Source organism: Labrys sp. (in: a-proteobacteria) (genome assembly GCF_047605565.1).
Classification (GTDB): domain Bacteria; phylum Pseudomonadota; class Alphaproteobacteria; order Rhizobiales; family Labraceae; genus Labrys; species Labrys neptuniae.
Map to the genome: position 1 here is coordinate 86,666 of NZ_JASGFM010000010.1, position 26,419 is coordinate 113,084.

24 protein-coding genes and 1 pseudogene are annotated in these 26,419 nt (G+C 62.6%); 15 read left to right on the forward strand and 10 right to left on the reverse strand.

What is annotated here, in order from left to right:
- Positions 1–180: 180 nt before the first annotated feature.
- Positions 181–1,275: a BMP family ABC transporter substrate-binding protein gene (locus tag QM672_RS11780; RefSeq protein WP_415082746.1), complete on the reverse strand. Its 1,095-nt coding sequence runs from the start codon at positions 1,273–1,275 to the stop codon at positions 181–183.
- Between the two features lie 62 nt (positions 1,276–1,337).
- Positions 1,338–2,108, reverse strand: a complete 771-nt coding sequence (locus tag QM672_RS11785) for a GntR family transcriptional regulator (protein ID WP_415082748.1) — start codon at positions 2,106–2,108, stop codon at positions 1,338–1,340.
- A gap of 195 nt (positions 2,109–2,303) precedes the next feature.
- On the opposite strand from QM672_RS11785, the gene QM672_RS11790 reads away from it, so the two are divergent.
- From QM672_RS11790 to QM672_RS11805, 4 genes are all read left to right on the forward strand, one after another.
- On the forward strand, positions 2,304–3,170 hold the full coding sequence (locus QM672_RS11790; RefSeq protein WP_415082750.1) for an aromatic ring-hydroxylating dioxygenase subunit alpha: 867 nt from the start codon (positions 2,304–2,306) through the stop codon (positions 3,168–3,170).
- A gap of 33 nt (positions 3,171–3,203) precedes the next feature.
- Complete coding sequence (locus QM672_RS11795; RefSeq protein WP_415082752.1) at positions 3,204–4,109, forward strand: aromatic ring-hydroxylating dioxygenase subunit alpha; 906 nt, start codon at positions 3,204–3,206, stop codon at positions 4,107–4,109.
- Between the two features lie 126 nt (positions 4,110–4,235).
- Positions 4,236–6,002, forward strand: coding sequence for a 2Fe-2S iron-sulfur cluster-binding protein (locus QM672_RS11800; protein ID WP_415082754.1), 1,767 nt, complete (start codon positions 4,236–4,238; stop codon positions 6,000–6,002).
- A 144-nt stretch (positions 6,003–6,146) separates the two neighbouring features.
- A complete protein-coding gene (locus QM672_RS11805; RefSeq protein ID WP_415082840.1) occupies positions 6,147–6,794 on the forward strand; it encodes a glutathione S-transferase family protein in 648 nt (215 codons plus the stop codon).
- A gap of 24 nt (positions 6,795–6,818) precedes the next feature.
- On the opposite strand, the gene ade is transcribed toward QM672_RS11805, so the two are convergent.
- The 3 genes from ade to QM672_RS11820 all read right to left on the reverse strand — a co-directional run bounded on the left by ade (position 6,819) and on the right by QM672_RS11820 (position 11,925).
- Positions 6,819–8,609, reverse strand: coding sequence for an adenine deaminase (gene ade, locus QM672_RS11810; protein ID WP_415082756.1), 1,791 nt, complete (start codon positions 8,607–8,609; stop codon positions 6,819–6,821).
- Between the two features lie 66 nt (positions 8,610–8,675).
- The gene (locus tag QM672_RS11815) at positions 8,676–10,079 is read right to left on the reverse strand and encodes an NCS2 family permease (protein ID WP_415082758.1); all 1,404 of its coding nucleotides are present in this window, start codon (positions 10,077–10,079) and stop codon (positions 8,676–8,678) included.
- A 49-nt stretch (positions 10,080–10,128) separates the two neighbouring features.
- The gene (locus tag QM672_RS11820; RefSeq protein WP_311933267.1) at positions 10,129–11,925 is read right to left on the reverse strand and encodes an adenine deaminase; all 1,797 of its coding nucleotides are present in this window, start codon (positions 11,923–11,925) and stop codon (positions 10,129–10,131) included.
- Positions 11,926–12,041: 116 nt separating this feature from the next.
- Between QM672_RS11820 and QM672_RS11825 the strand changes: the two genes are divergently transcribed.
- Positions 12,042–12,980 carry a LysR family transcriptional regulator gene (locus tag QM672_RS11825; protein WP_415082760.1) on the forward strand — a complete coding sequence of 313 codons (939 nt, stop codon included), beginning with the start codon at positions 12,042–12,044 and terminating at the stop codon, positions 12,978–12,980.
- Between the two features lie 108 nt (positions 12,981–13,088).
- On the opposite strand, the gene QM672_RS11830 is transcribed toward QM672_RS11825, so the two are convergent.
- Positions 13,089–13,403: a winged helix-turn-helix domain-containing protein gene (locus tag QM672_RS11830; RefSeq protein ID WP_415082762.1), complete on the reverse strand. Its 315-nt coding sequence runs from the start codon at positions 13,401–13,403 to the stop codon at positions 13,089–13,091.
- Positions 13,404–13,743: 340 nt separating this feature from the next.
- On the opposite strand from QM672_RS11830, the gene QM672_RS11835 reads away from it, so the two are divergent.
- The gene (locus QM672_RS11835) at positions 13,744–15,936 is read left to right on the forward strand and encodes a P-loop NTPase fold protein (protein ID WP_415082764.1); all 2,193 of its coding nucleotides are present in this window, start codon (positions 13,744–13,746) and stop codon (positions 15,934–15,936) included.
- A gap of 32 nt (positions 15,937–15,968) precedes the next feature.
- Here QM672_RS11835 and QM672_RS11840 read toward each other — a convergent pair.
- Positions 15,969–16,367 (reverse strand): annotated as a pseudogene (locus QM672_RS11840) (tyrosine-type recombinase/integrase); the annotation flags it as partial.
- A gap of 25 nt (positions 16,368–16,392) precedes the next feature.
- Between QM672_RS11840 and QM672_RS11845 the strand changes: the two are divergent.
- The 3 genes from QM672_RS11845 to QM672_RS11855 all read left to right on the forward strand — a co-directional run bounded on the left by QM672_RS11845 (position 16,393) and on the right by QM672_RS11855 (position 18,360).
- Positions 16,393–16,524 carry a hypothetical protein gene (locus tag QM672_RS11845; protein WP_415082766.1) on the forward strand — a complete coding sequence of 44 codons (132 nt, stop codon included), beginning with the start codon at positions 16,393–16,395 and terminating at the stop codon, positions 16,522–16,524.
- Positions 16,525–16,640: 116 nt separating this feature from the next.
- Positions 16,641–17,627: a tRNA dihydrouridine(20/20a) synthase DusA gene (gene dusA, locus QM672_RS11850; protein ID WP_415082768.1), complete on the forward strand. Its 987-nt coding sequence runs from the start codon at positions 16,641–16,643 to the stop codon at positions 17,625–17,627.
- A 130-nt stretch (positions 17,628–17,757) separates the two neighbouring features.
- The gene (locus QM672_RS11855) at positions 17,758–18,360 is read left to right on the forward strand and encodes a hypothetical protein (protein ID WP_415082770.1); all 603 of its coding nucleotides are present in this window, start codon (positions 17,758–17,760) and stop codon (positions 18,358–18,360) included.
- 119 nt (positions 18,361–18,479) lie between these two features.
- Here the strand turns inward: QM672_RS11855 and QM672_RS11860 are convergent, their stop codons facing one another.
- The 3 genes from QM672_RS11860 to cobT form a co-directional block, all read right to left on the reverse strand.
- Positions 18,480–19,238 (reverse strand): MBL fold metallo-hydrolase, encoded by a 759-nt coding sequence (locus QM672_RS11860; RefSeq protein ID WP_311933263.1) that lies wholly within the window; start codon positions 19,236–19,238, stop codon positions 18,480–18,482.
- Between the two features lie 351 nt (positions 19,239–19,589).
- Positions 19,590–19,889 (reverse strand): porin, encoded by a 300-nt coding sequence (locus QM672_RS11865; RefSeq protein ID WP_068286944.1) that lies wholly within the window; start codon positions 19,887–19,889, stop codon positions 19,590–19,592.
- A 240-nt stretch (positions 19,890–20,129) separates the two neighbouring features.
- Positions 20,130–21,155, reverse strand: a complete 1,026-nt coding sequence (cobT, locus tag QM672_RS11870; RefSeq protein WP_415082773.1) for a nicotinate-nucleotide--dimethylbenzimidazole phosphoribosyltransferase — start codon at positions 21,153–21,155, stop codon at positions 20,130–20,132.
- A 186-nt stretch (positions 21,156–21,341) separates the two neighbouring features.
- Between cobT and cobS the strand changes: the two genes are divergently transcribed.
- The 6 genes from cobS to cml all read left to right on the forward strand — a co-directional run bounded on the left by cobS (position 21,342) and on the right by cml (position 26,149).
- The gene (cobS, locus tag QM672_RS11875; protein ID WP_415082775.1) at positions 21,342–22,148 is read left to right on the forward strand and encodes an adenosylcobinamide-GDP ribazoletransferase; all 807 of its coding nucleotides are present in this window, start codon (positions 21,342–21,344) and stop codon (positions 22,146–22,148) included.
- Positions 22,149–22,183: 35 nt separating this feature from the next.
- Entirely contained in the window at positions 22,184–22,432 is a 249-nt protein-coding gene (locus QM672_RS11880) for a DUF1289 domain-containing protein (RefSeq protein ID WP_311933260.1), read from the forward strand.
- 82 nt (positions 22,433–22,514) lie between these two features.
- Complete coding sequence (locus tag QM672_RS11885) at positions 22,515–23,300, forward strand: transporter substrate-binding domain-containing protein (RefSeq protein WP_394309968.1); 786 nt, start codon at positions 22,515–22,517, stop codon at positions 23,298–23,300.
- Between the two features lie 165 nt (positions 23,301–23,465).
- Positions 23,466–24,341, forward strand: coding sequence for an NAD(P)-dependent oxidoreductase (locus QM672_RS11890; protein WP_394309966.1), 876 nt, complete (start codon positions 23,466–23,468; stop codon positions 24,339–24,341).
- A gap of 29 nt (positions 24,342–24,370) precedes the next feature.
- Positions 24,371–24,706 carry a hypothetical protein gene (locus QM672_RS11895; protein ID WP_367623966.1) on the forward strand — a complete coding sequence of 112 codons (336 nt, stop codon included), beginning with the start codon at positions 24,371–24,373 and terminating at the stop codon, positions 24,704–24,706.
- Positions 24,707–24,946: 240 nt separating this feature from the next.
- Entirely contained in the window at positions 24,947–26,149 is a 1,203-nt protein-coding gene (gene cml / locus QM672_RS11900; protein ID WP_367623965.1) for a CmlA/FloR family chloramphenicol efflux MFS transporter, read from the forward strand.
- The last annotated feature ends 270 nt before the right edge of the window (positions 26,150–26,419 follow it).

Sequence of the window (26,419 nt, forward strand, 5' to 3'; positions counted from 1 at the left end):
CATAACGAGGTGGCATCACGGTCGAGCAGCCCAGGAACGGTTGTCACACTGCCCGCCACACCCCTCCCGACCCGACTTTGTCGGACCACCCTCCCCAGCTGCGCTGGAGAGGGCAAATCGTGCCCTTATCGGCCCGGCCGAGCGGGGTGCATTCTGTCTCGGAGGGATCGGATTCTCTCCTCACCCGAGCTTGCCGATCATGCCCTTGACGAACCAGTTCATGCCGCGAATCTCGGCATCCGTGGCCACCGCACCGGCCGCGACCTTGACATTGCCTGCCTGGTCCTTGAGCTCGCCGGCATAGGGGTGGAGCTTGCCCGAGCCGATATCGGCCTCCAGCTGCTTGAGCTTGGTGACCACGTCAGAGGGAATGGCCTCGTTGTAGGGCGCCATCTTGACCACGCCGCCGGCCAGGCCGTCCCAGCGGGCCTCGGGCTTCCAATTGCCATCGGCCACGCCTTTTGCCGCGCGCACGTAGTCGCTCGACCAGTCCATCGTGAAGGCGGTGAGCTGCTTGCCGGAGCCGAACTTGGCCATGTCGCTGGCATAGCCGATCGACCAGGCGCCGCCTTCGCCGGCGACCTGCACGCCGGTCGCCGTATCGGTCATCGAGCAGATCACGTCGCAGCCCTGCGACAGCAGGGTCTTGGCCGCTTCCTTCTCCTTGCCGGGGTCGAACCAGGAATTGAGGAAGATCGCATTGCAGGTGATCTCGGGCTTCACGCTCTGGGCGCCGAGCAGCAGGGCATTGGCGGGGCCCACGATGTCGGGGATCGGGAAGCCGCCGATGAAGCCGATCTTGCCGGATTTGCTCATATGGGCGCCGGCGGCGCCGGCGACGAAGGTGCCCTCGTAATATTTGGCTTCGAAGGTGCCGAGATTGGCCAGGTGCACGATGCCCGAGCAATGCTCGAAGGCGATCTTGGGGAAGCGCGGCGCCACCTTCTGCAGCGGCGTGCCATGTGAGAAGCTGGTGCCGAAGATCAGCTTGTTGCCCGAGGAGGCGAGTTCACGGAAGACGCGTTCGGCGTCCTGCGGCATGAAGATGTTGTCGATGACGGTGATCGCGACCTTGTCGCCGAATTCCTTCTTGATCGCTTCCACGCCGAGGCTGTGCTGCTTGGTCCAGCCGATATCGGCGATGGGCGAGACGTAGACGACACCGATCTTGAGCGGCTCATCCGCATAAGCGCGGCTCGCAAAGCTCCCGGTTCCCAGGGCAGCGCCGGCCATGCCGGAATATTGCAGGAATTTGCGCCTCGTCAGGTCGATCATGATGGCAGTCCTCTGTTGGCTCGGTGATTGCCCGGCTTGTCGCCGAGTCTGTATGGAAGTGTCTATTTCGAAGTGTGGCTGTGGCGATGTTTTGCCGACTCACCATTGCTTTTCTGGGCAGTTTCGCGCCGGGTTCGCAAAGCTTCGCCGGCTTTCGGTTCCAGATAAGGCTCCAGGGCTTCGCGGGGTGATAGCTCCGGGAAGACCTGTCGGTCCATGATGTAGCCGCGCACCACGCTGCGGTGATGGGTATCGATCAGCTCCATCGCCTGTTTGAGGCGGCCCTTTTCGAGCAGGTCGATCACCCGCGAATGGTCGTCGATCAGGTTGCAATAGTCGAAATCGGCGGTGACCAGCGAGCGCAGCAGCGTGGTCCGGCGAACGAGCTGGGCATGAATGTCCTGCATCACCTTGTTGCGGCTGAGGCGGACGAAGATCGTGTGGAACTCCTGCCCGAGAACGTCCGCCAGGGCATCGTTGCCGGCCGCGATGGCCTGGCGCTGGCGTTCGACGTGCTGGCGCAGTTCGGCCCAGCCGGCCGGGCCCAGCCGGTCGCTGAGCTGGGCCGCCACGCCCTGTTCGACCAGGGTCAGCGCGTCGTAGATTTCCAGCGCTTCCTGCATGCCGGGACGGGCGACGAAGGCACCGCGATTGCGCTCGATCTGGGCGAGGCCGTCATCGGCGAGCCGGATCAGGGCCTGGCGCACCACGATGCGGCTGACGTCGAAGATTTCGGCGAGCTCCCGTTCGCCGAGCTTGCAGCCGGGCACCAGCCGGTGCTCGATGATGGCCCGGGTCAGGATGTCGGCGATCGCCTGCGAGCGGCTGCTCATGCCCATTATCTCCCGCGCCGGCAGCACGGCATGTCCAAACTGCCTGCATCATATCGGTATTCAATCCTCTCGCCCTGTCAATCAAGAATCCTTCTTTGTCGTGCAATTTTTAATTGATTGATATCCAATCCTGTGGTTCCAATGCCCGTAACAGAGCTAGGTTCATGGGGAAGAGCTAGCCGAGGGGAGGGTGCGATGAGCCAGGCAACCCTTTGTAGCGACCAAGTTCTTCTGAACGACTGGCATGTGATTGCCGACCTGACGAACCTGATACCCGGTAAGCCCGTCCAAACCCGCCTGCTGGGTGTGGCGCTGGATCTTCGCAGTGGCGACGGCGCCGATTGGCGGGTTGTCCGCGAGGATGATGGGCGCACGGTCGCCTCAACCTGCCGCTATGGTTTTCTGTGGGCCTGCCTGGGCGTGCCGGAGCGCGACATTCCGTGCGTGCCGGAGGCCGAGGAGGGGGACCGCTATTTGGTGACCGGCGGCTCCATCGCCGTCCGTGCCTCCGGGCTGCGGGCCGTCGAGAACTTCCTCGATCTGGGCCATCTGCCCTTCGTGCATGCGGGTACCCTGGGTGAAGAGCCGCATACCGAAGTGGCGCCCTACAATGTGCGCGTTACCGAGGCTGACGAGATCCTGGCGACCGAATGCAAATTCTTCCAGCCTTTTGCCTCGCCATCCGCGCAAGGCGGCTTTACGGTCGACTATGTCTACAAGGTGATCCGGCCCTATACGGTGGCGCTCTACAAGAGCAATTCCATACACAAGCATCGCTCGGACGTGATCGTGCTGTTCGTCCAGCCGGTGGACGAGGAGAATTGCGTCGCTCATCCGCTGCTCTGCTATGTGAAGGACGGCACCGGCGAGGCCGCCATCCGCGGCTTCATGCAGTTGATCTTCGCCCAGGACAAGCCGATCCTGGAGAACCAGCTGCCCAAGCGCCTGCCGCTCGATCCGCGCGCCGAGACGCCGATCCGGGCCGACGCCGTCTCCGTCCATTACCGGCGCTGGCTCAGGGACCATGCGGTCTCCTACGGCGCCATTCCGGCGCGGCTTTGAAGCCTTGCGCCCCGAGATTCAAGAGGAAGAGCCATGACGCAGACACGATGCAAGGATCCGGTGACCCTCAATCTGTGGCACCCGCTTGCGGCAATTGTCGAAATGCCCGTCGGCAGGGTGGCGGAGACCGTGCTGCTGGAGGAAAGGCTCGGCTATGCCGTCGACGAGCAGGGTAACGCCGCGGCCTGGCGGGTCCGGCCCGGCCTTCGTCAGGGGGGCAGCGTCGATATCGCGAGCCTGGAGGACACCCTTCCGGTCAAGCTTGCCTATGGCTATCTCTGGACCTCACTCGGCACGCCGCCGGCCGAGCTCTTTCCCATCCCGGAATTCGCCGAACCCGATCGCCGCCGCCTCAATGCCGCGACCGTGGGCGTCAATGTCTCGGCGCCGCGCGCCATCGAGAACTTCCTCGACATGGGCCACTTTCCCTATGTCCACACCGACATCCTCGGCGCCGAGCCGCATACCGAGGTGAAGGAATATGACGTCGAGATCTCGGTCGAGCGCGACGAGATCCTGGCGACGCGCTGCCGCTTCTTCCAGCCGATGGCTTCGACCGTCTCGACCGGCGGTGCCGATGTCGACTATGTCTACCGCGTGCCCCATCCCTTCTGCTCGGTGCTCTACAAATCGAGCCCGGCCGACGAGAGTCGGCGCGACGTCATCGCCGTCTTCCTGCAGCCGGTCGACCAGGAGCATGTCCGCGCCCACATGATGCTGTGCGTCCTCGACGAGGAGAACGAGGACAAGGTGATCAAGCGCTTCCAGCAGACCATCTTCGGGCAGGACAAGCCGATCCTCGAAAACCAGTTCCCCAAGCGCCTGCCGCTCGATCCCAGGGCCGAAACGCCGATCCGCGCCGACAAGTCGGCGATCGCCTATCGCCGCTGGCTCAGCCAGAAGGGCGTGACATATGGCGTCATCCCGGCTGCGACCTGACGACAAGAGCAAAGCGCGTTCAGGCGTGAACGCCTATTTGCTCTCGCTTTTTGTTTCGACGCGTCTTTGCGGTTCGACGTGACGACGTCTCATCGCAAAACGCTTTGCTGAATTCCGGAGACCACCATGTTCGAGACCGCCAAGACCCGCTGGCATCCCATTGCCGCGTCTCACGACCTGCCGTTCCGCCATGTCTTCCATGGCCAGTTGCTCGGCCGCGAATTCGCCGTCTGGCGCGCCGATGACGGCTACGTCAACATCTGGGAGAACCGCTGCCTGCATCGTGGCGTGCGCCTGTCCATCGGCATCAATGACGGGCGGGAGCTCAAATGCCAGTATCATGGCTGGCGCTATTCCAACCGCACGGCGGGCTGCACCTATATCCCGGCCCATCCGGCCGATGCCCCGGCGCGCACCATCACCAACCGCACCTTCGCCTCGATCGAGCGCTACGGCTTGATCTGGTCGGCGGAGGAACTGCTCGGCGAGGTGCCGGAGATCACCGGTCTTTCGGAAGGCAACCTCCTCGCCCTGCGCGGCATCCCGGTGAATGCCCCGCCAGAATTCGTGGCGGAAGGGCTGAAGGCCTATCGCTTCCAGCCGAGCGATGCCTTGGCCGGCACATCGGCCGAGACGGTAGCCGAGGCCGCCGATGGGTTGAGCGTGGCCTTGCGCGCCAAGGAGGGCGAGCATTTGACCCTGGCGGTCTTCTTCGTGCAGCCGGTCGATTCCAACCGCTCCGTCATCCGGGGCGTGCTCGATGCCATCCCGGAAGGGCCTGCACGGCTGGCGGTGCTGCGCCATCACAATGAGCTCCTGTCGAAATTGCGCGACAGGTTGGAGCGCGAAGCGGCTGCCCGGCCGACGCCGACGCCCCTGGAGGCGGTGATCGAACGCGTCTCGCCCGAGCTTGCCGAGATGCCCGAACTCGCCGCCCATGGGCGCAAGGCCACCATTCGCGTCGAGGTGGCACGCAAATGGCAGGCGGCCGATGGCATTGCCGGTTTCGAGCTGCGTCCGGTGAAGGGCCTGCTACCGACCTTCCAGCCTGGCGCCCATATCGACGTGCACCTGCCCAACGGCCTGATCCGCCAATATTCCATCACCAACGGCCCCGGCGAGGCCGACCGCTATGTCATCGGCGTCAAGCTGGAGCGCGAGTCCAAGGGCGGCTCGGCCTGCCTGCATGACAGCGTGCGGGAAGGGGACGTGCTGGCGATTTCCGATCCGCGCAACAATTTCCCCCTGCGCCGGGATGCTTTGAAGACCATCTTCATCGCCGGCGGCATCGGCGTGACCCCGATGCTGGCCATGGCTCAGGCGCTGTATCACCAGGGGCTGGCGCATGAGTTCCATTATTTCGCACAGAACGAGGCACAGCTTGCCTTCCGCGATCGGCTGGAGCTGTTGAAGGCAACGCTGGTGCCGCATCTCGGGCTCGGCCCGGAAGCGACGGCGGCCAAGCTGCGCGAAATCCTCGGGGCCTATGATGGCGACACGCATCTCTATCTCTGCGGCCCGGGACCGATGCTGGAGGCGGCCCGCGCCATCGCCGCAGAGCTCGGCTGGCCGGAAGAGGCGGTACATTTCGAGTATTTCAAGAACACCAAGGAGATCGACGATAGTTCCAGCTTCGAGATCGCTTTGGCGCGCTCGAACATGACGCTGAAGGTGCCGGCCGGGCGCACCATTCTTGAAGTCATGCGCGAGGCCGGTATCGACATGCCGTCCTCCTGCGAGCAGGGCGCCTGCGGCACCTGCCTGTGCTCGGTGATCGAGGGCGAGCCCGATCACCAGGACGTCTATCTCACCGAAGCCGAGAAGAAGTCGGGCACCAAGATCATGACCTGCGTGTCGCGTGCCAAATCCGCCCGCCTCATTCTCGATCTCTAGCGCAACGATAATTTTTGTAGCCGTCATTGCGAGCGTAGCGAAGCAATCCAGTCTCTCGAGTGCGGCTAAGCCTGGATTGCTTCGCTACGCTCGCAATGACGAAACACTACTCTTCCTGCAAGACTGCAATTCTGGGATATGACCGTGATCAAGCTCTACGACTACGAACTCTCGGGCAATTGCTACAAGCTGCGCCTGCTGATGGGCATCCTCGGCATCCCCTATGAAACCGTGCCGGTCGATTTCTATCCCGGCCGCGAGCACAAGTCGGACTGGTTCCTCAGGATCAATCCGCTCGGCCAATTGCCGGTGATCGAGGATGACGGGCTGGTGCTGCGCGACGCCCAGGCCATCATGGTCTATCTCGCCGCCCAATATGACGCTGGGGGCAGCTGGTATCCGCGCGATAATCCGGCCTTGCTCGGCGAGATCAGCCAGTGGCTGGCCTTCGCCGACGGCATCACCGCCACGGCTTCGGCGGCGCGGCTGCATGATGGCCTGTTCTACGAGCTCGACGTCGAGGCGGCGCGGGCCGGCGCCCACCGCCTGTTCCGCATCCTCGACGAGCATTTGTGGTTCGGCGAGCAGGAAAAGCGCGACTGGCTGTGCAGCGCGCCCCAGCCGACCATCGCCGACATTGCCTGCTTTCCCTATGTGATGCTGTCGGAGGAGGGCGGCATTCCCCGCCAGGACTATCCGGCGATCCGCCGCTGGGCCGACAGGGTCAAGCGCATCCAGGGCTTTTCGGTGATGTCCGGTGTCTTCCCCGCCGGTCCGGCGAAGGCGGCGTGACCGGCACGCCGCTTTCGGTTTGCGTCACCCCTCCACCAGCACCGAGGTCTTGGCGAATCGGGTGACGTCGATCAGGCCCTTGTCGGAGATGCGCAGCTCCGGGATGACCACCAGCGCCAGCAGCGAGTGCTGCATATAGGCGTTGTTGAGCGTGCAGCCGCAGGCGCGCATCGCCTCGACCAGCCGGCCCGCCTTCCCGGCCACGATCTCCGCCCGCTCGTCCGACATCAGCCCGGCCACGGGCAGTTCGACCAAAGCGAGTTCGCGGCCCTCGCTGATCATCACGATGCCGCCGCCGACCTCTCCGAGCCGATTGGCAGCCAGCGCCATGTCGCTTTTGTTGGTGCCCACCACGATCATGTGATGGCTGTCATGCGCCACGGTGGAGGCCATGGCGCAGTCCCTGGTGTAGCCGAAGCCGGACACGAAGGCGTTGACCACCTCGCCCGTGGCGCGGTGGCGCTCGACCAGGGCGATCTGGCAGACATCATTGGCCCTGTCCATGCCGACGATGCCGTCCTCGACCGGCAGCGTCCTTTCCAGCGCCTTGGTGGGCGCCTGGTTCTCGACCACGCCGATCACCCGGGCCGTGACCTCGGAGGCGCCGGGCGCGGCGATGTCGAAATCCCCGGCCTCCAGGCGCTTGCCGAGCCGAACCGTGTTGCAGGCACTGTCCGGATAGGCGTAGCGCGGGATCTCCGCCGTCAGCGCCCCATGCTCGGCCAGCAGCTCTCCGCGGGCGTACACCATCTCGACAGGGAGGGCCGCAAGGTCGGAGCTGATGATGAGATCGGCGCGGCGGCCCGGCGCGATCGAACCGAGCTCGCGTTCGAGGCCGAAATGCTGCGCGGTGTTGAGCGTCGCCATCTGGATGGCGGTGACGGGCTTCAGGCCCTGGGCGATGGCATGGCGCACCACCCGGTTCATATGGCCGTCATTGACGAGCGTGCCGGAATGGCTGTCGTCAGTGCACAGGATGAAGTTGCGCGGATCGAGGCCGCGCTCGGTGATCGCCTTGACCTGCGCGGCGACGTCGTACCAGGCCGAGCCGAGGCGCAGCATGGCGCGCATGCCCTGGCGCACCCGGGCGATGGCGTCGTCCACCGTGGTGCCCTCGTGATCGTCGGCCGGGCCGCCAGCCGCATAGGCATGGAAGGCGCGGCCGAGATCGGGGGAGGCATAGTGGCCGCCCACGGTGAGGCGGGCCGCCTGGGTCGCTGCGATCTCCGCCAGCATCTTGGCATCGTTCGAGGCGACGCCAGGGAAATTCATCATCTCGCCGAGGCCGATGATGTTGGGCCAGGACAGGGCCTGTTTGACGTCATCGGCGCTGAGTTCGGCACCGGCGCGCTCCAGCCCGGGCGCGCTCGGCACGCAGCTCGGCACCTGCACAAGGATGTTGATCGGCAGGCTTTGCGCCTCGTCGTTCATCAGCTTGACGCCCGGCAGGCCGAGCACATTGGCGATCTCGTGCGGATCGATGAACATGGTCGTGGTGCCATGCGGGATGACGGCGCGCGCGAACTCGGTCACCGTGACCAGGCCGCTCTCGACATGCATGTGGCCGTCGCACAGGCCCGGCACGAGATAGCGCCCGGCGGCGTCGACGACCCTGGTTTCGGGGCCGATGGCGTGGCCGGCATCCGGGCCGACATAGGCAAAGCGCCCGGCCGAAACGGCGATGTCGGTTCCCGGCACGATCTCGCCGGAATAGACGTTCACCCAGCGCCCGTTGCGGATGACCAGATCGGCCGGCGTGCGGCCCATGGCGACGTCGACCAGCCGGGGCGCGATTTCAGACCAGGGCTTCAGCATGTCCTGCTGTCCTTTCAATTCGAAGAAGTGACGGGCGGGCGTCGAGGCACCCGCCCGCGCGGATCGTCAGGCCTGCACCTGCAGCACCAGCATGGCCGCGAGCACCGCCATGAACCACATCACCGGCCTCACTTCGCCCGGCTTGCCGGCGAGAAGCTTGAGCAGGACATAGGCGATGACCGCGAGCGACAGGCCGAGCGTGATCGAGAAGGTGAGGGGGATCAGCACGATGGCGAGGAAGGCCGGGATGGCGTCTTCCATGCTCGACCATCGGATGCGGCCCATCGGCTCGGACATGAACAGGCCGGTGAGGATCAGCACCGGCGCCGTGGCGATGGCCGGGACCAGGGAAAGCAGCGGCGACAGGAACAGGAAGGGCAGGAAGAGCAGGCCCGAGACCAGCGCGACCAGGCCAGTGCGGCCGCCCTGGGCGATGCCGGCGCCCGATTCCAGATAGACCGTGGCCGGGCTGGTGCCGAGCGGCGCCGAGATCAGCGCGGCGACGGCGTCGACATGCATCGACTGCTTGACGTTGCGCGGCATGCCGTTCTCGTCCTTGAGGTCGGCAGCTTCGGCCAGGCCGAGGAAGGTCGACAGCGCCTCGACGAAATTCGTGAACAGGAACACGAAGATGAAGGGCGCATAGGCAAATTGCAGGGCGCCGAGCAGATCGATCTTGCCGACGAAGCTGAAATCGGGGGCGGCGGTCAGCCCGCTCCAGTTGACCAGCGTGTGCAGATCGGGCGTGCCGGCATTGAAGGCGGCGCCATCGCCCCACCAGCGCCCGATCGGGATGGCGAGAAGGGTGGTGGTGATCATGCCGAGCATCATGGCGCCGGGCAGCCGGCGCACCACCAGCGCGACCGTGACGATGAAACCAGCGATGAAGGTGAGCGTCACCGGCGAGAAATGGGTGAGCCCGACGATGGTGTCGGCATTCGAGACGATGAACTTGGCATTGACCAGGCCGATCAGGGCGATGAACAGGCCGATGCCGCAGGCGATGCCATAGCGAAGGTCTGCCGGTATCGCCTCGATCACCGCCGTGCGCAGGTCGAGGATCGCCATGATGGTGAAGAGCACGCCAGCCCACAACACGCAGCCGAGCGCGATCTCCAGCGGCACCTTGGCGCCGAGCACCATCGTATAGGTAAAGAGCGCGTTGATACCCATGCCGGGCGCCACCAGGATCGGGCTGCGGGCATAGAGCCCCATGGCGCAGCTGCCGATGAAGCTGACCAGCACGGTGGCGGTGACGCCGGCCGAGAACGGAATTCCGGCCGGCAGCAGGATCGCGGGATTGACGACGATGACGTAGGAAGCCGCCAGGAAGGTCGTCAGCCCGGCCAGGATCTCGGTGCGAACCGTCGATCCGAAGTGCGATATCCGGAAATAGCGGTCGAGCGCGGCGGCGAGCCAGGATTGGCCCTGGCCCGTTCCCCTTGCCTCGACATCGGTTTGATAGCCCATTTCTCTTCCCCTCAGGATTATTGTCGTTATGGAGCTGGGCAGGGGCCGTCTATGCCGCTGCCCCGATGTCGCTGCCCGCCGCTTGGATCATTGGCGAGATCACCTTCAGATTGACGCAATCGACCACGCCGAGATCGGTGATCGCGTAGTCGGGAATCGCCGTGATCTGCAGCACGAACATGTACATGAACGGCCAGGGCAGGTCGCAGCCCAGGCTCCGCACCGCGTCGTCGAGCCGCAATTCCTTCTCGGCCATTGCCTGAGGCTCGATATCCGCCACGATGCCGCCGATCGGCAGATGCAGGAATTCGAGCACCTTGCCGTCGCGCACCACCACCTGGCCGCCCTGGTTGGCGATGAGATGGTTGATGGCAACGGCCATGTCTTCTGGATTGGTGCCGATGCAGATGATGTTGTTGTCGTCGGGCGCGGTGGAGCTGGCCATGGCGCCGGCCTTCAGGCCGAAGCCCGAAGTGAAGGCAACGGGGCGGTTGCGCGTCTTGCCGTAGCGCTCGACCACGGTGATGTACTGCACGTCCTGGCCGATATCGGCTTGCACACGCCCGTCCTTCACCGGCAGCGTCACGTCGCGCCGCGTGCGCACGAAGATCTTCTCGGGCGTGACCGCGATCGCCAGGACGTCGGCGCTGTCGCCGGCGCCGGTGACGGGCACCACGATCTCCTCGGGCTTGACCGGCTCGAGCTTGATCGAGTGCAGCAGCGCCTCGCTACGCGGCGGCGGCGCGAGCTCCACGGCCATCCTGCCGTCGCGCGCCGCCAGGGCACCCTTGGCGATCACCGCTTCGATCTTGAAGTCGCGCAGGTCGTTGACCAGCAGGATATCGGCGGCACGGCCCGGCGAGATCGAGCCGACCTTGTCGTCGATCCTCAGCGCATCGGCGCCATTGATCGTTGCCATCTGGATCGCCGCCATCGGCGAGATGCCCATGGCGATCGCCATACGGACCATGTTGTCGAGATGGCCGCGGGCCAGGATGTCGCTGGCGACGACGTCGTCGGTGCAGAAGCTGATGCGGCGCAGTGCCTTCACGCCCATTTCGGTGACGATGCGCAGATTGTCGGACAGGAAGTGCGAGATCGAGGATTCGCGCACCACCACATGCATGCCGGCGCGCAGTTTCTCCAGCATCTCCTCGGGCGTGTAGCTCTCATGGTCGGCGCGCACGCGGGCCTGCTGATAGGCGTCGAGCCGGGCGCCGCGCGTCATCGGGCAGCAGCCGAGCAGAGGCAGGCGGCTGGCCTCGGCGATCTCGATCGCCTTGAGCACGTCGGCATCTTCTTCCTGGATGAACTCGCGCACCGTCTCCCAGATGCCGACGCATTCCGGCCAGTGATGGGTGGCGAGGTGATCCTGCGGGCCGAAATAGTGCCCGACGGTGGAGCGGGGCATGGTGTAGGGCGTCTTGCAGGGTGCGCCCCAGAACACTTTCAGCGGGGTCTGCCGCGCCTCGTCGAGGAATTCGCGGGCCGCGGCCGGGCCGCCCACCACGATGATCTGGTCGAGACCCGTGACGATCGAGGTGGTGCCGAGTGGCACCACGGCCTTGGCGAAGCTGGTGATCGAGAGCTTGGAGCATTCGACATGCAGATGCCCGTCGATCATGCCCGGGCAGAGATATTTGCCGCTGGCATCGACGATCTCGGTCTCGGGCCCGATATGGTCGGCGATGTCGCCCACGGCGATGATGCGATCGCCGAGAATGGCGATGTCGGCCTTGTAGATCTCCTCCGATACCACATTGACCAGCCGGCCGCCTCGAACCGCCAGGCTCGCCTTGGCGCCATGGCCCGACGCGGCGCGAATGAACTCCCGTATATCCGTCACTGAAACCTCCCTGGATTGGAAGGGAGTATTCCGGCCATCGATCGTTTACACAACTGGCCGAATTGGGCTATTCGATGAACTGATCGTCCAATTCTTTGAACGAAATTGAGGCCGGCATGGACCTTTCCATCATCGATTGCTTCGTGAAAGTGGCGGATGCCCGCTCGATCTCCGCCGCCGCCCGGCTGCACCGCCTGCCCAAATCGACGCTCAGCCACCGCATCCGCCAGCTCGAGGACGAGTTCGGCGTCGAGCTCTTCGTGCGCGAGGGCCATCACCTTCATGTCACCGATGCCGGCTCCGAATTGCTGCGTCATGCCCGCCGCATCCAGGCCAGTTGCGAGGACGCGGCGACGGCCATGGCCGAGATGCGCCACGAGGTCGCCGGCACGCTGCGGGTCGGTTCCACCGGCGAGTTCGGCACCACTATCACCTCCGAACTGCTGTTCGCCTTCCGCCAGAACTATCCGCAGGTGGTGCTCGACGTGATGTTCCTCACCTCGCGCCAGCCCTTCTCGGATGTCACCGAACTTGCCCTCGACGGCATCTTTCATTGGGGTGAGCCGTCCGAGATCGACTATGTCAGCCGCCGCCTGGCGACGGCCTCCTACGGGCTCTATGCCAGCCCCGATTATCTCGAGCGCCACGGCCTGCCGGAAACGACCGAGGATCTCGCCCGCCATCGCGGCCTGATCTTCCGCCAGCCCACCCGCCCGCAATCCTGGTACCTTGCCGATGCACAGGGCACGGAGACCGACATCCTGCCGCCGGTGAGCTGCATGACCAACGACTATTGGACCCTCAAATATTTCGCGGTGGCCGGCGAGGGCATCGCCTATCTGCCCGGCTTCTTCGTCGAAACCGAATGCGAGCACGGCCTGCTTGCGCCCGTGCTGCCGCACTGGCGTTCGCCGGAGACAGCGATCAACCTGATCTATTCCCGGCGCCGGCACGTCTCGCGCCGCTTCCGGGCCTTTGCCGATTTCTGCGCCGATTTCTATCGTGACCGAGAGAAGGGGCGGGTCCCTCGCTATTATGTCGAGCGCGTCGGCTGAGGGCGGGCCGATCAACTCTTTGAAAAGACGGGAAAATGCTGGAAGAATCTCGGGCGTTTGGTGGCCGATGCCCTCTCGATGGGCGCCGCGAGTGCAAATAATCCACTACTATAGCCCAAGCTCCCTAAGATTGCGGCGCATTCCCTTGCGCGCGCTCTCCGTCAGAGACCACTGGTTCCTTGGGCTTCTTTCCATTGCCCCGAGCGCAACCAGGTTCCTTCTAGCGGTACGGCATCGGTTCTGCCAGGCGTTTTCTTGGCCGGCTCCGTGCCTGATCACCCGGCGAGTTAGCGTCGGATCCAACTGAAAGTGTTCCGCCAGGAGTTGATAGGCCTCAGAGGCGGTGATCGTCTTGCCGTCTCTCGTCCAAAGAATGTGCTTAAGGGCTTCTTGAACGTCCCTAGTTGATGGCAGCTTGGCCACTCCACCCTCCTAAACACAAAGTACGGCGTTCCGACACGGGCGAATATCATAACAGTCTCAAGAGGGCATTCCACGTCGGTTTGTCGGAACGACCTTTGAAGCTGCTCAGGAGACAAGCGACTTGTAAGCGGTCGTTCTAGACGTTGGAACCGGGCTAGTGCCGTTTCGCCGTTGGCAACAAACGTCAACTGGATTGAGAGCTTAAAATTCGCCATCGCGGGAGCCTTGAATTGCAACAATTAAGCCCGCTAAGGTAACTCATGCCCAGTAGTTGAATTGAAGCTCAAGAAGCATCCCATATAATTACCCTTCGAAGCAGGAAAATACGAGGCGACCGGTGATGAGGGGCGCTCCTCAAAGTAAATATGAACTCGGAGACGATCTTCCCAAGGCAAACCCTTGGCGGGATGATTTGCTCGGGTATGCTCCGTTTGCTGCGATGCTCTTCAATGCCATCAGGCGGCTGAGTGCGCCCAATGGCTATGTGTTTGGTTTGCATGGGCGTTGGGGTAGCGGTAAGTCGACAACAATTAATTTCGTAAGAGCGTATGTAAACAAGCACAATCAGGAAATTAAAAATCCAGATGATATGATAGAGTTTATTGAATTTAAGCCATGGATAGTTGCAGGCCATCAAGATCTTATGGCATCTTTCTTTAAGATTTTATCTGAACGTTTCGAGCGCAAGGATGGCTGGTGGAAAAACAAATGGAAAAGGTTCTTGCGTACGATTAGGGGCCCGGCCGACTCATTAGTTGATGCGTTAGCCACGCTAGGCATGACCATTGATCCCACCAAAGTTGGGGCGGGATTTGCTGGTGCGATGGCCAAAAAGTCGATCAACGGAATGATAAGTCGTTTTCTTGATGAGCCGTCCATTCAAATGGCATACGAAAAGCTGAGGGCTCAGCTGGGCGATTCCAAGAAACGTATTGTAGTTGTGATTGATGACCTAGATCGTTTGGATGATAGTGAGATTCGATCCATCATGCAGATGGTTAAGACCGTAGGTCAGCTTCCAAATGTTATTTACATACTTTCTTATGATCGACGCATTGTTGAGAGGGCAACGAACGCTGAAGGCCCACAGAATCTTCCGAGATATTCTGAAAAAATTATTCAGCAGGAAATTGAGTTGCCTCACCCAAGAAAAGATGACTTGTTGGCAATTCTAGACAGAGAAATTTCTTTTTTGCTCGATGGATTTGAGAGGAATCTCAGATGGGAGTATCTCGTTAGGGACGGCGTTCAGCGCTGGATTAATTCTCCTCGCGATATTCTCAAGCTCTCTAACGCAGTCAAGCTGGCGTGGCCCACTTTTGAAAATGAGTTAGATGGGCAGGATCTATTAGCAATGGAAGGTCTGAAGTTGTTTGATCCAGCAGCATTTAGTTGGATTCGCGACAATCGTGACTTCCTTTTTTCGGAAGGCCGTTTCGTCATGGCCAGGGATGCGGTTAAGACATCCGAAGTTGAAAATTTAAAAAAACGCTTTCACGGTCAAGATAACGGTTCGCAAATATTGACTGTGCTTTCTGTCCTTTTTCCAACTGCATCTAAATGGCTTGATTCAGAAGTGGTTGGTGCAGAGAATTACGATAATACTATTAAGCGTCGAGGGGTTGGAAGCAAGGAAGGGTATGATACATATTTTAGCTGGGGACTGCCGAAAGATGTTATTTCTAAGAAAACGGTGGAAACAATATTTGCCAATCTAGATGAGCGAGATGTGATTGCGAATATCTTCAATCAATTTATCGGCCAAAACACGAGACGTAGGGAGCCAATGTTCCTGCAGATGTTGGAGGAACTTCGTGTCAGATTTCACGGACGCAATGCTGTAAGACCAACGCAGGCCTTACTTGATGAAATCTTTCAGGTCGGCGACAAGGTTATCTCAATTGAATGGGAGCCGGGGTTAGTCTTCTTGAGTCCCAGGGCCCAGATTCGATTTTTATTCCGTGAGATGCTGAAGCTTTGGGGCTCCGCTGAAGCTGGGAAGTCTCTTTATATTGCATTTAAAGATACTTCATCGGTTGCGTTTTGTGCGACGGTATTTGTCGATATGGGGCGAGATTTGGGTGTCTTTCCTTCTGATTTCACGAGTGACGCGTTAATTCAAATGGAGGATTTTGAACGTCTAAAGCCTGTGTTGCTATCGAAAATCGAATCTTCGCGAGACGACGGAAGCCTTCCTAATGCGCCATTTTACTTTGACATAGTGAGGGCGTGGGAGGATTTAGTAGGCGTCGATACTCCGAGGTCTTGGTTGAACGCTCTAATTGAGGATAGCCCAATTGCTATGGTAAAAACAGCCAGAGGGTTAGTTAGCCGAAGTCTCGGTTCTTCCTTAGTGACATATAGTATGGATAGGCTTCCTGAGTTACAGGTATATGACATGAATAAAATTCTCGACCTCGCCCGAAAGCATTTGGATAGCTCCGATATTACTGGTGATGAACGCAATATGTTGCAGTCTATCGTAGACGGTATGGCTCGCGCGGAAAAGCAGGGCGCGCAAATTCCCGGGTAAAGCCGCGTCGCTGATGCGTAATTGTGGTGCCATTATCGCCGATTTGGGTCCATTGGCGTAATGGCGGCAGAAATCCAACTCCACTTGGCATATTTGTCACCAGTCTGCCTGATGTGTGTATAGCGCTGCAGCAAGCTCCACGATCGATGACCAGAGACGGCGGCCGCGTGCGGAATGTTCATCCCCAGCTCGAAAAGACGGCTGACGCCGTCATGGCGCAGGTCGTGGTGGTGCAGGTCTTCGATACCAAGGAGCTTGCACGGCCTGGTGAAGCCGGAGCTTATCGCGTCAACCTTGTAAGGGAAGATCTCCTCAGCGGAGCGCAACATTGCCTTAATGATATCGAGGGCGGGGCCGGGCAGATCCCACCAGGTGTCGTTGCCGACCTTCTTGCCCGGGTTCTTCACGTCGCGGACCAGAACGCGCTTGCCGGCCTCATGGAGATCGCTTCATCGAATGGACGTGATCTACTCCCGCCGCCGGCACGTCTCGCGCCGCTTCCGGGCCTTTGCCGATTTCTGCGCTGATTTCTATCGTGACCGAGAGAAGGGGCGCGTCCCGCGCTATTATGTCGAGCGCGTCGGGTGACGATGGGCCGATCAACTCTTTGAAAAGACAGGAAAATGCTGTAAGAGCCTCAGGCGCTCTGCGGCCCGATGCCCTCCTGATGGGCGCTGCGAGCGTAAAAGAGCAACGAAAGCAGCATGTTGGACAGAGACTTTTCCATCGCCCCGATGATGGACTGGACGGATCGTCATTGTCGGTTCTTCCATCGCATCCTCTCGGCGAAGGCCTTGCTTTACACCGAGATGGTGACCACCGGTGCCGTGATCCATGGCGACCGGCAGCGTCTGCTCGGCTTTTCCGGCGAGGAACATCCCATCGCCGTGCAGCTCGGCGGCTCCAATCCGAAGGACCTGGCCACTGCGGCCCGCATCTGCGCCGATTTCGGCTATGACGAGATCAATCTCAATGTCGGCTGCCCGTCCGACCGCGTGCAGGAGGGACGGTTCGGCGCCTGCCTGATGGCGGAGCCGGAACTCGTCGGCGAGTGCATCGCCGCCATGAAGGCCGCGGTCGACCTGCCCGTCACCGTCAAGTGCCGCATCGGCATCGACGAGCAGGATCCCGAGGCGGCGCTCGACCGTATCACCGCGGCCGTCCGGGCTGCTGGCGCCGATGCCCTGATCGTGCATGCGCGCAAGGCCTGGCTGAAGGGCCTGAGCCCCAAGGAAAACCGCGACGTGCCGCCGCTTGACTATGGCCGCGTCTACCGGCTGAAGGAAGCCAATCGCGATCTCAACATCTCCATCAATGGCGGCATCAAGGCCGTCGAGGAATGGAGCACGCACCGGGCCCGTCTCGACGGCGTGATGGTTGGGCGCGAGGCCTATCAGAACCCAGAAATCCTGCTGGCCGTCGATCCCACGTTGTTCGACGTGGCCGCGCCCGTCGCCGACGGCTTCGAGGCGATCGAAGCGATGGCGCCCTATATCGAGGCGCAGCTGGCTGAGGGCGTACGGCTGAGCTCGATCACCCGCCACATGATCGGCCTCTTCCCGGGCCGGCCGGGCGCGCGGCTCTACCGGCGCCATCTCGCCACCGAGGCGGTCAAGCCGGGAGCCGGGGTCGAAGTGCTGTTCGAGGCGGCCGCGCATGTCCGCCGCGCCATCGAGGCCAAGGCGGCCTGATCGGGCCGATCGCGTACCGCTCCCGCCAAAGTGAATCGCCTCGTCCCGCCGCGGCGCTATGCTGCGTCATCGGGGACACAAGGGTGTCCCCGGGGACGCTGTTGCGTCGCGGGGGCGTGGAGTTTGCATCATGACGAAACCCTATCGGCTTGCCGGCTTGCTGGCGCTCGCCTTCATCCTCCCGGCCCAGGCGCAGGAGGCGCCGCGCAAGATCTTCCGCGGCACGATCGAGGCGCTGGACGGCAAGGGGCTCAGCCTCAAGACCAAGGACGGCCAGAGCGTTGCGATCCATCTCACACCTGACTGGAAGGCCCGGCTGGTCGCACCCATCAGCGTCGAGGCCATCCATGCCGGCAGCTTCATCGGCACGGCGCAGATCCCCCAGGCGGACGGTTCGGGCAAATCGCTGGAGGTCCATGTCTTCCCGCCGGGCGTCAAGAGCGGCGAGGGCGAGCGGGATTGGGATTCCCAGCCGGGCGCGCGCATGACCAACGGCACGGTGGGGGGCGAGGTCGTCTCGACCGCGGCGGGACGGGAGGTCACGCTCACCTTTCCCGGCGGCAGCCGCAAGATCATGATCCCGCCGCAGGTTCCCGTGGTGCAGTTCAATGCGGCCGAGCGAACGATCATCAAACCTGGGATCGCTGTGTTCGTCGTGGCCCAGCCTGACGGCAAGGACTGGCGAACCAACAGCGTGGCCACCGGGCAGAACGGTGCTGCGCCGCCGATGTGACGACAGTAGGAGCGCGGACATCTCAGCGCCATGAAGACATGTCGCGATGTCCGCTCTTCTTGCCAACCGACAATGTCTCTACAAGAGCGGACAAGATGTCCGCGCTCCGGGAGGAGCCGCTAGACCTCGATCACCATGCCGTCCTCGGCAAGGTCGAACAGGCTGCGGTCGACCTTGTCGCGATAGGCCAGCATGGTCGGGCCCATATGGGTGAGCACCACGCGTTTGGCGTTGAAGTCGCCGCGGCGGGCGAGCAGGCGATTATAGTCGAGATGGGGCGGGGTCTCCTCGATAGCGAAGCATTCGAGGAAGAGCAGGTCGGCGCCGTCGGCGATCTCGGGCAGGACCTCGGTCCATTCGGTGTCGCCGGAATGCACGAAGACCTTGCCGCCGCCTTCCAGCCGCACCGCCGTGGCCGGCGCGCCGCAGGGATGGACCACCTCGACGGTACGGATGGTGAGGCCCTGGGCTTCGCGCTGCGTCCCCGGTGCCATTTCCTCCACGCTCCAGGCAAAGCTCCAGGGCGTCTCCATGGTGGCGCCGGCGAACAACGCCTCGATGGTGGTGGAGAGGCGCTCGATCGTGCCGGGTGGGCCGATGATGCGCAGCGAACGGGTGCGCTTGCGCACCCACTGGGCATCGAGCAGCAGGAAGGGAATGCCGCCGAAATGATCGCCATGCAGGTGGGTCAGCATGATCAGGTCGATCTGGTCGGGATCGATGCCCATGGCGCCGAGCGCCGTCATCGTCGTCGCACCGCAATCCAGCAGGCAGACGGTACGGCCCTCCTGCGCATCCTCGATCTCGACCAGGCTGGCGGTGTTGAACCGTCCTCCCGATCCGAAGGCATCGCCACAGCCGACCACCGTCACGCGCATGGCAGGGCCTCCTGCCGCCGGGGCGCCGCGAATTGGAGGGAGCGGAAAAGGATCTGCCTCATGCCGAAGTCTGTTCTATTTCGATAACAAGCCTCGCAGGATCGGCGAGGCTTCAACCGGATGATGTGCGTCAAGTCACCCACCGGTATGAACCGAAAAGTCCCGGAACTTCAACTCAAAGAAAGCAGGCAAAACCGGCGAGAATGAGCCAGGAGCCGCCGGCTCACGAAATGCCAAAACTGTCTGTGCGAAAACGCACAAAGCGAACGGGGATGAAGCATCGCAAGCACCTGAGATCCTGCGGCTTCCGCCCGATCGAGCTTCGCGATTCGATCGGGAAAGCTGCCTGGTTCAGAACTTGCGGGCGGTCGGTTCGACCACGATGCGAAACGGGCCGAGATCGCTGTTGCCGCGCGCATCGACATGGCCCTTGACGGTGGAGCCAAAGCCGCTCTGCTGGCCGAGGCCGCTCTGCTTCCTGAACCCGTAATCGGCCCTGAATTCGCCGCCGACCCTGATGCACATGCCGGTATCGGCCGAATAAGCGAACCCTTCGCCATATTGGCTGCAGCGGGGATCCGTTTTCTCGCCGGCAAAACCAGGCGCCGTAAAGGCAAGCACGGCGATGGCGGCACTGATCGTCCTGAACATGAATAGGCTCCTAAAGCGCCTTGCGATCGGGTGGATCATCCGGAAATCGTAAAGACGCGTCGAAACAAAGTTAGAGCAAAGCAGGCATTTTTGCCGAAACATACCCGACTCTGGCAGCGAGTCAGGCCTAGCGCCCGATCGTGACCACTTCGCGGCAAAGCTTTCGCGGTTCGAACACGAGATGTAACGGTTTGTTACATCCAGTCGTCGCGACGCCCCGTTTGTACCAACGAGCGCAGCTCAAGCCTTGTCGGTGACGCCAGCCTGCGCGAAGGTCGCCATGCCGGTATGGCAGGCAAGAGCCGCCTTGATGAGGGATATCGCCAGGGCCGCGCCGGATGCTTCGCCGAGTCGCATGTTGAGATCAAGCAGCGGCTTCTTGCCGAGGCGAACCAGTACATCGCCATGAGCCCCCTCGGCAGAGACATGTCCGGCGACGCAATGGTCCAGCAAGGTAGGATCCATGGCGTGGAGAATGGCCGCGGCGGCGCAAACGACATAACCGTCCAGCACCACGGGCACGCGCTGGCTGCGGGCCGCCAGGATGGCGCCGGCCATCGCTGCGATTTCGCGGCCGCCCAGGCGCCGAAGCACTTCAAGCGGGTCCTTGAGATGGCTGCGGTGGAATTCGACCGCGGCCGAGACGGCTGCGATCTTGCGAGCCAGGCCGGCATCGTCGACACCCGTGCCGCGACCGACCCAATGGGCAGCCTCCCCACCATAGAGGGCATGATAGATGGCGGCGGCGATGGTGGTGTTGCCGATGCCCATCTCCCCCAGGGCCAGCAGGTCGATGCCGCCGGAGACCGCCTCCATGCCGAAGGCCATGGTGGCCGCACAGGCCTTTTCGTCGAGCGCCGCCTCGCAGGTGATGTCACCGGTGGGGATGTCGAGGGCGAGGTCGAAAACCTTGAGGCCGATGTCGAAGGTCGAGCAGATCTGGTTGATCGCGGCGCCCCCGGCGGCGAAATTCTCCAGCATCTGGCGCGTGACTTCCTGCGGATAGGGCGAAACACCGCGGGCGACCACGCCGTGATTGCCGGCAAAGATCGCCACCAGCGGGCGCGAGACGGTGGGAGACGCCGTGGCCTGGACAGCGGCGAGCCATTCGACGATGGTCTCCAGCCGGCCGAGGCTGCCCGGCGGCTTGGTCAATTGACCGTCGCGCTGCTTCACCCCCGCCACGGCGTTGGCGTCGAGGGCGGGCATGCTGCGGGCGAGCTCGCGGATGTCGTCGAAGGGCAGGGCGGTGCCGGCAAAAGCCATTGGGATGTTTCCAATGTGGGAGAGATGATTTGCGGCGCTTATAGACCGATGACCGCGCGGCGGAAAGGTCGCGTGACGACGGTTGATGCCCCGGTCTCGACACGGGGGAGTAAGCAGGAGCAGGGGCGAGCGAGCCCGTCGCACCGTTGATTTGATGGGGGCCAGCATGGCATGCAGGTTGTCGCCATGATGCATTCACCCTTTCTCGCCAGCGTTCCGCAGGCTTTGCGCTTCTGGTCGCGCCTGCCGGTGCCCGTCCTGTCCTTCGAGGTCGATCCGCATGGCCGGCCCGACATGGAAAGGCTGGCGCCGGTGACACCGCTGGCGGGCACCGTGCTTGGTCTCGCGGCGGCCGTCGTGCTGGTCCTCGCCCATCTTGTCGGTCTGCCAGTGACGGTTGCCGCGATTTTCGCGGTCGCTGCCGTGGCGGTGATGACCGGTGCCATGCATGAGGACGGGCTTGCCGATGTCGCCGATGGTTTCGGCGGTGGCGGCACGCTCGAGCGCAAGCTGGAGATCATGCGTGATTCGCGCATCGGTGCGTATGGAGCGACCGCCCTGATGCTGGCTCTCGCCGCCCGGGTGTCGCTGCTCGCCGCGTTGCTGACGGCGATCGGCGATGTCTGGCGTACGGGCCTGGTTCTGGCCGCTGCCGTCGCCACTTCCCGCATCCTGGGGCTGCTGCCGCTGGTTCTGCTGGGACCGGCCCGTCCGGATGGTGCCGGTGCCTCGGCAGGCCGCCTGACCGGCCATGCCTGGCGTTCCGGCGCCATCCCTGCCATGGCCGTAACTGCCTTGCTGGCCTGGGCCGGAACCGGCCATTTCATGTCGGTTCTCGCACCCCTGGCGGGGCTTGCGGCGGCCTATGCTGTCACGCGGCTGGCTGAACGGCAGATTGGCGGGCAGACCGGCGATGTCTGCGGTGCTGCCGTGATGCTTGCCGAAATGGCAATCCTGGCAGGCGCTCTGGCGCCTCTGGGCTGGCATGTCTAAATTATTGATACCTCGCTAGCCGGATTGTGAACGCCATGCAGATCACCTCCACACCTTGCGTCGCCATTTGCCGCATCGATGCGGCGAGCGGCTTCTGCATCGGTTGCGGACGCACCAGCCTGGAAATCGGCCGCTGGGTGGAGATGAGCGAGGAGGATCGCCTGGTGCTGATGGCGAGATTGCCGGATCGCTTTGCGCAAACGCCGGCCTTGCAAGCCGCCCGCGATGCTTTCGACGCCATGATGGCGGCGCGGCGGCGGACCGGGCGGCGCAATCGCGTATGAATGCCACATTTGAATGGCTGAACTCCCTGTGGGCGGTTGCACCAAATCGCCGGGCACTTCGGGGAAGCATCGAGGAGATGGCATGATTCGGATCGGCGCTCTCATCTTGGCTGCAGCTTTCGCCGCCTTCACCGGCGGCTCGGCCTCGGCAAGGGAGTGGAAATCCATCCGCATCGCCACCGAGGGCGGCTATCCGCCCTTCAACCAGCTCGATGCCCAGGATCAGCCCATCGGCTTCGATGTCGATATCGCCAGGGCGCTCTGCCGGAAAATGGATGCGACCTGCAGTTTCGAAGTCCTCGATTGGGATGCCCTGATTCCGTCCTTGAACGCCGGCAAGGTCGACGCCATCGTCTCCTCCATGTCGATCACCCCTGAGCGGCGACGCCAGGTCGCCTTCACCAACCGCTATTACGACCGGCCGACGAGCTTCGTGGCGCGCAAGGACAGCAAGATCGCCACCTGGGATGCGGCGGGACTGAAGGACAGGGTGGTCGGCGTCGTGGCCAATACGGTGCAGGCTTCCTTCCTGCAGGCGGAGATCCAGGCAGGAGGGGCCCAGATCAAGCTTTATGGCAGCCAAAGCGAGGCCAATGCCGATCTTGTGACCGGGCGCCTCGATGCCGTGCTTGCCGACAAGCTGATGTTGGCCGACTGGCTGGGCAAGCCCGAAAGCACCTGCTGTGAACTGAAGGCCGATGTCGACCTGGCGAAATATGCCAGGTTCTTCGGGGAGGGCGAGGGGATCGCCCTGCGCAAGAGCGATGTGGATCTTGCTGAAAAGCTCAACAAGGCGATTGCCGATATCGTTGCTGATGGTACCTACAAGACGATCAACGACAAATATTTCCCCTTCTCGATCTATTGAGCCCTGCAGCTGCTCAAGCGTTTTGCGATTTGGTGGAAGCCCAGAGTCGCAAAGACGCCTTAGCCGATCCTTTGGATTGGCTTGGGAACACGGAGCCGGAGCAAATAAGCGTTCACGCTTGAACGCGCTTTGCTCTAGAAGCGCTGGGATAAAGGAGTTCTTGCGATGAAAGTGGCGTTTCTCGGTCTCGGCGTGATGGGCTTTCCGATGGCGGGCCATCTGACCGTAAAGGGTGGCCATCAGGTTACCGTCTACAATCGTACGCCCGCCAAGGCGCAGGCCTGGGTAGAGAAATACGGCAACGCCTCCGCGCCGACCCCGGCCGAGGCAGCCAAGGATGCCGACATCGTCTTTGCCTGCGTGGGCAATGACGATGATTTGCGCTCGGTGACGACTGGGCCGCAAGGCGCCTTTTCCGGCATGAAGAAGGGCGCCATCTTCGTCGACCACACCACCGCTTCCGCCGAGGTCGCGCGCGAACTGTATGAAGCGGCCGGCAAGCTCGGCCTCGGCTTCATCGACGCCCCGGTTTCCGGCGGGCAGGCCGGCGCCGAGAACGGTGCGCTCGGGGTGATGTGCGGCGGCGATGCCGATGTCTACGCCCGGGCCGAACCGGTGATTGCCCACTATGCCAAAGCTTGCCAGCTCATGGGACCTTCGGGTGCCGGGCAGCTGACCAAGATGGTCAATCAGATCTGCATCGCCGGGCTGGTGCAGGGCCTGTCCGAGGGCGTCCATTTCGCCAACAAGGCTGGGCTCGACCTCGAGAAGGTGATCGGCGTGATCTCGAAGGGGGCCGCGCAATCCTGGCAGATGGAGAACCGTTGGAAGCCGATGCAGGAAGGCAAGTTCGATTTCGGTTTCGCCGTCGACTGGATGCGCAAGGATCTGGGCATCTGCCTCGATACGGCCCGGGCGAACGGTGCCCAGTTGCCGGTGACGGCCCTGGTCGACCAGTTCTATGCCGAGGTCCAGGCCATGGGCGGCCGGCGCTGGGATACTTGCAGCCTCGTCGCCCGGCTCGAAAAGCCGCGCAGCTGAATCAGGCGATGATGGGAAAGCCGCACCTAATGAAGACCCTCGAGGATATGGGCTCGCCGCCGGGTTTCGATGGCGAGCCGGACTACAATGCCGAGACCGACGAGGAAGAGCGCAAGCTGTATGAAAGCCTGATGCTGGCAACGGCATCGGGGTTTGACGAGGCCGTCGCGGCCCTTACCGCTTTCCTCCAGCGCCATATCGGCGCCGAGCTGGAGACGACGACCGAGGATGTCGCCGGCGTACGCAGCTGGGTGGGGCGATGCCAGACTGCGAGCCAGTCGGTGGATGCGCAGCTGACCGATTTCGGGGACTATCGCGGCGGTTATCTGCGCCTCGTCTCCGATTTGGAAGGCATGCAATCCTGAGTGAGGGGGCGGGGCCTGACAGGGATCCTGACTGCCGAGGATTGTTCGTCCGTCGGCATTTTGCTAAAGGCCTCGTTTCATCCGTTTGACAGGAGCCGGACATGAAGGGCCTCAAATCGTCGGACCGCTAGGCCGCAACGACATGTCGATGTTGTTGCGGCGTTCTGTCCGATCCCGTCCGGTTTTGCACTGAAGAGGCAGACCGCCGCCGAATGTTTTCATTTGAGCGGATGTTTTGTCATGCCTGCCAAAAACCCCGTCTGGGGTCATTGCCTGCCGTCGGCCCTGCTGCTGATGGCCCCCTTCGATATCCTCGCTTCCCTGGCCATGGATATCTATCTGCCCATCGTGCCCATCATGCCGGCAGCGCTGGGTACCAGCGCGTCGGTGGTCCAGCTGACCCTCAGCCTCTATATGGTGATGCTCGGGGTGGGACAGATCATCTTCGGGCCCTTGTCCGACCGTGTCGGCCGCCGGCCGATCCTGATCGGCGGTGCAGTCGTGTTCCTCTTCGCTTCTCTGGGACTTGCAGCCAGTTCGAACGCCGTCATCTTCCTGGCCCTGCGCTTCCTGCAGGCAGCCGGCGCTTCCGCCTGCCTGGTGGCGACCTTCGCCACGGTGCGGGATGTCTATGCCGAACGTCCCGAGGGCGCCATCATCTACAGCCTGTTCAGCGCCATGCTGGCATTCGTGCCGGCCCTGGGACCGGTCGCGGGGGCACTCATCGCCGATCATTTTGGCTGGCGGGCGATCTTCGTCACGCTTGGGCTGCTGATGACGGGCGCCCTCGTCCATGCAGCATGGCGCTGGCCCGAGACCCGGCAAACGCCACAGGAACTCGCCCGGCGCCCTGCCATCACGGTTCTCGGCAGTTATGCGTTCTGGACCTATACGGCAGGCTTCGGCACGGCGATGGGGAGCTTCTTCGTCTTCTTCTCCACCGCGCCACGGGTGCTGATCGACAGGGCCGGCTATTCGCCCCTGGCCTTCAGCCTTGCCTTCGCCACGGCCGCCCTGGCGATGATGGTCGCAACGCGCTTCGTGCCCGGCCGTGTCGAGCGCTGGGGGCGCCTGGGTTGTCTGAGACGAGCGATGGTGACGATCCTGGCCGGCGCCGGCCTGCTCGCGGCGGGCGAGATCATGGGGGCGCCGTCCTGGTGGAGCTTCCTCGCGCCGATGTGGGTGATCGCCGTCGGCATTGTCCTCGTCGGCGGTATCGCCGCCAATGGCGCGCTCGAAGGCTTCGATGACATCGCCGGCGCCGCGGTTGCGCTGTATTTCTGCGTGCAGAGCCTGATGGTCGGCATTGGCGGAACCCTGGTCGTCCTGGTTCTGCCGGGGGATACCGCCTGGCCGCTGGTCGCCTATGCCGCCGGCATGGCGAGCCTGGTTCTCCTTCTTGCCGGAGCAAAACGTGGAGGGCTCGTGGAGGCAGATGCCTGAAATCCCTCTGCGGGCTGGAGCATTTTGCTCCGGCCCGTCTTGTTCCCGTCACAAAGGCTCCCTATATAGCCTTTCAAGGGTGATCCGGCGGACGCGTCGGGTGCTCGATCGAAAGGCAGCCCTACCACGGATGTACTGGGGGGCGGGCCGATTGAAATGAAAGGGCCGGTGTTTCGCCTTCGGGTTTGATCCTGGTCTTTGTCGCAAGGCAACCCCGCTAGCAATGGCGGGGTTTCGTTTTTCTGGCGTATGTCGAGCGCTTCCCGGGCG

What these genes read in the sequence shown, in the direction of transcription:
- QM672_RS11780 (WP_415082746.1), bottom strand. Translation starts at nt 1,275, where the DNA reads ATGATCGACCTGACGAGGCGCAAATTCCTGCAATATTCCGGCATGGCC.
- QM672_RS11785 (WP_415082748.1), bottom strand. Translation starts at nt 2,108, where the DNA reads ATGAGCAGCCGCTCGCAGGCGATCGCCGACATCCTGACCCGGGCCATC.
- QM672_RS11790 (WP_415082750.1), top strand. Translation starts at nt 2,304, where the DNA reads ATGAGCCAGGCAACCCTTTGTAGCGACCAAGTTCTTCTGAACGACTGG.
- QM672_RS11795 (WP_415082752.1), top strand. Translation starts at nt 3,204, where the DNA reads ATGACGCAGACACGATGCAAGGATCCGGTGACCCTCAATCTGTGGCAC.
- QM672_RS11800 (WP_415082754.1), top strand. Translation starts at nt 4,236, where the DNA reads ATGTTCGAGACCGCCAAGACCCGCTGGCATCCCATTGCCGCGTCTCAC.
- ade (WP_415082756.1), bottom strand. Translation starts at nt 8,609, where the DNA reads ATGCTGAAGCCCTGGTCTGAAATCGCGCCCCGGCTGGTCGACGTCGCC.
- QM672_RS11815 (WP_415082758.1), bottom strand. Translation starts at nt 10,079, where the DNA reads ATGGGCTATCAAACCGATGTCGAGGCAAGGGGAACGGGCCAGGGCCAA.
- QM672_RS11825 (WP_415082760.1), top strand. Translation starts at nt 12,042, where the DNA reads ATGGACCTTTCCATCATCGATTGCTTCGTGAAAGTGGCGGATGCCCGC.
- QM672_RS11835 (WP_415082764.1), top strand. Translation starts at nt 13,744, where the DNA reads ATGAGGGGCGCTCCTCAAAGTAAATATGAACTCGGAGACGATCTTCCC.
- QM672_RS11845 (WP_415082766.1), top strand. Translation starts at nt 16,393, where the DNA reads ATGGACGTGATCTACTCCCGCCGCCGGCACGTCTCGCGCCGCTTCCGG.
- dusA (WP_415082768.1), top strand. Translation starts at nt 16,641, where the DNA reads ATGTTGGACAGAGACTTTTCCATCGCCCCGATGATGGACTGGACGGAT.
- QM672_RS11855 (WP_415082770.1), top strand. Translation starts at nt 17,758, where the DNA reads ATGACGAAACCCTATCGGCTTGCCGGCTTGCTGGCGCTCGCCTTCATC.
- QM672_RS11860 (WP_311933263.1), bottom strand. Translation starts at nt 19,238, where the DNA reads ATGCGCGTGACGGTGGTCGGCTGTGGCGATGCCTTCGGATCGGGAGGA.
- QM672_RS11865 (WP_068286944.1), bottom strand. Translation starts at nt 19,889, where the DNA reads ATGTTCAGGACGATCAGTGCCGCCATCGCCGTGCTTGCCTTTACGGCG.
- cobT (WP_415082773.1), bottom strand. Translation starts at nt 21,155, where the DNA reads ATGGCTTTTGCCGGCACCGCCCTGCCCTTCGACGACATCCGCGAGCTC.
- cobS (WP_415082775.1), top strand. Translation starts at nt 21,342, where the DNA reads ATGATGCATTCACCCTTTCTCGCCAGCGTTCCGCAGGCTTTGCGCTTC.
- QM672_RS11880 (WP_311933260.1), top strand. Translation starts at nt 22,184, where the DNA reads ATGCAGATCACCTCCACACCTTGCGTCGCCATTTGCCGCATCGATGCG.
- QM672_RS11885 (WP_394309968.1), top strand. Translation starts at nt 22,515, where the DNA reads ATGATTCGGATCGGCGCTCTCATCTTGGCTGCAGCTTTCGCCGCCTTC.
- QM672_RS11890 (WP_394309966.1), top strand. Translation starts at nt 23,466, where the DNA reads ATGAAAGTGGCGTTTCTCGGTCTCGGCGTGATGGGCTTTCCGATGGCG.
- QM672_RS11895 (WP_367623966.1), top strand. Translation starts at nt 24,371, where the DNA reads ATGAAGACCCTCGAGGATATGGGCTCGCCGCCGGGTTTCGATGGCGAG.
- cml (WP_367623965.1), top strand. Translation starts at nt 24,947, where the DNA reads ATGCCTGCCAAAAACCCCGTCTGGGGTCATTGCCTGCCGTCGGCCCTG.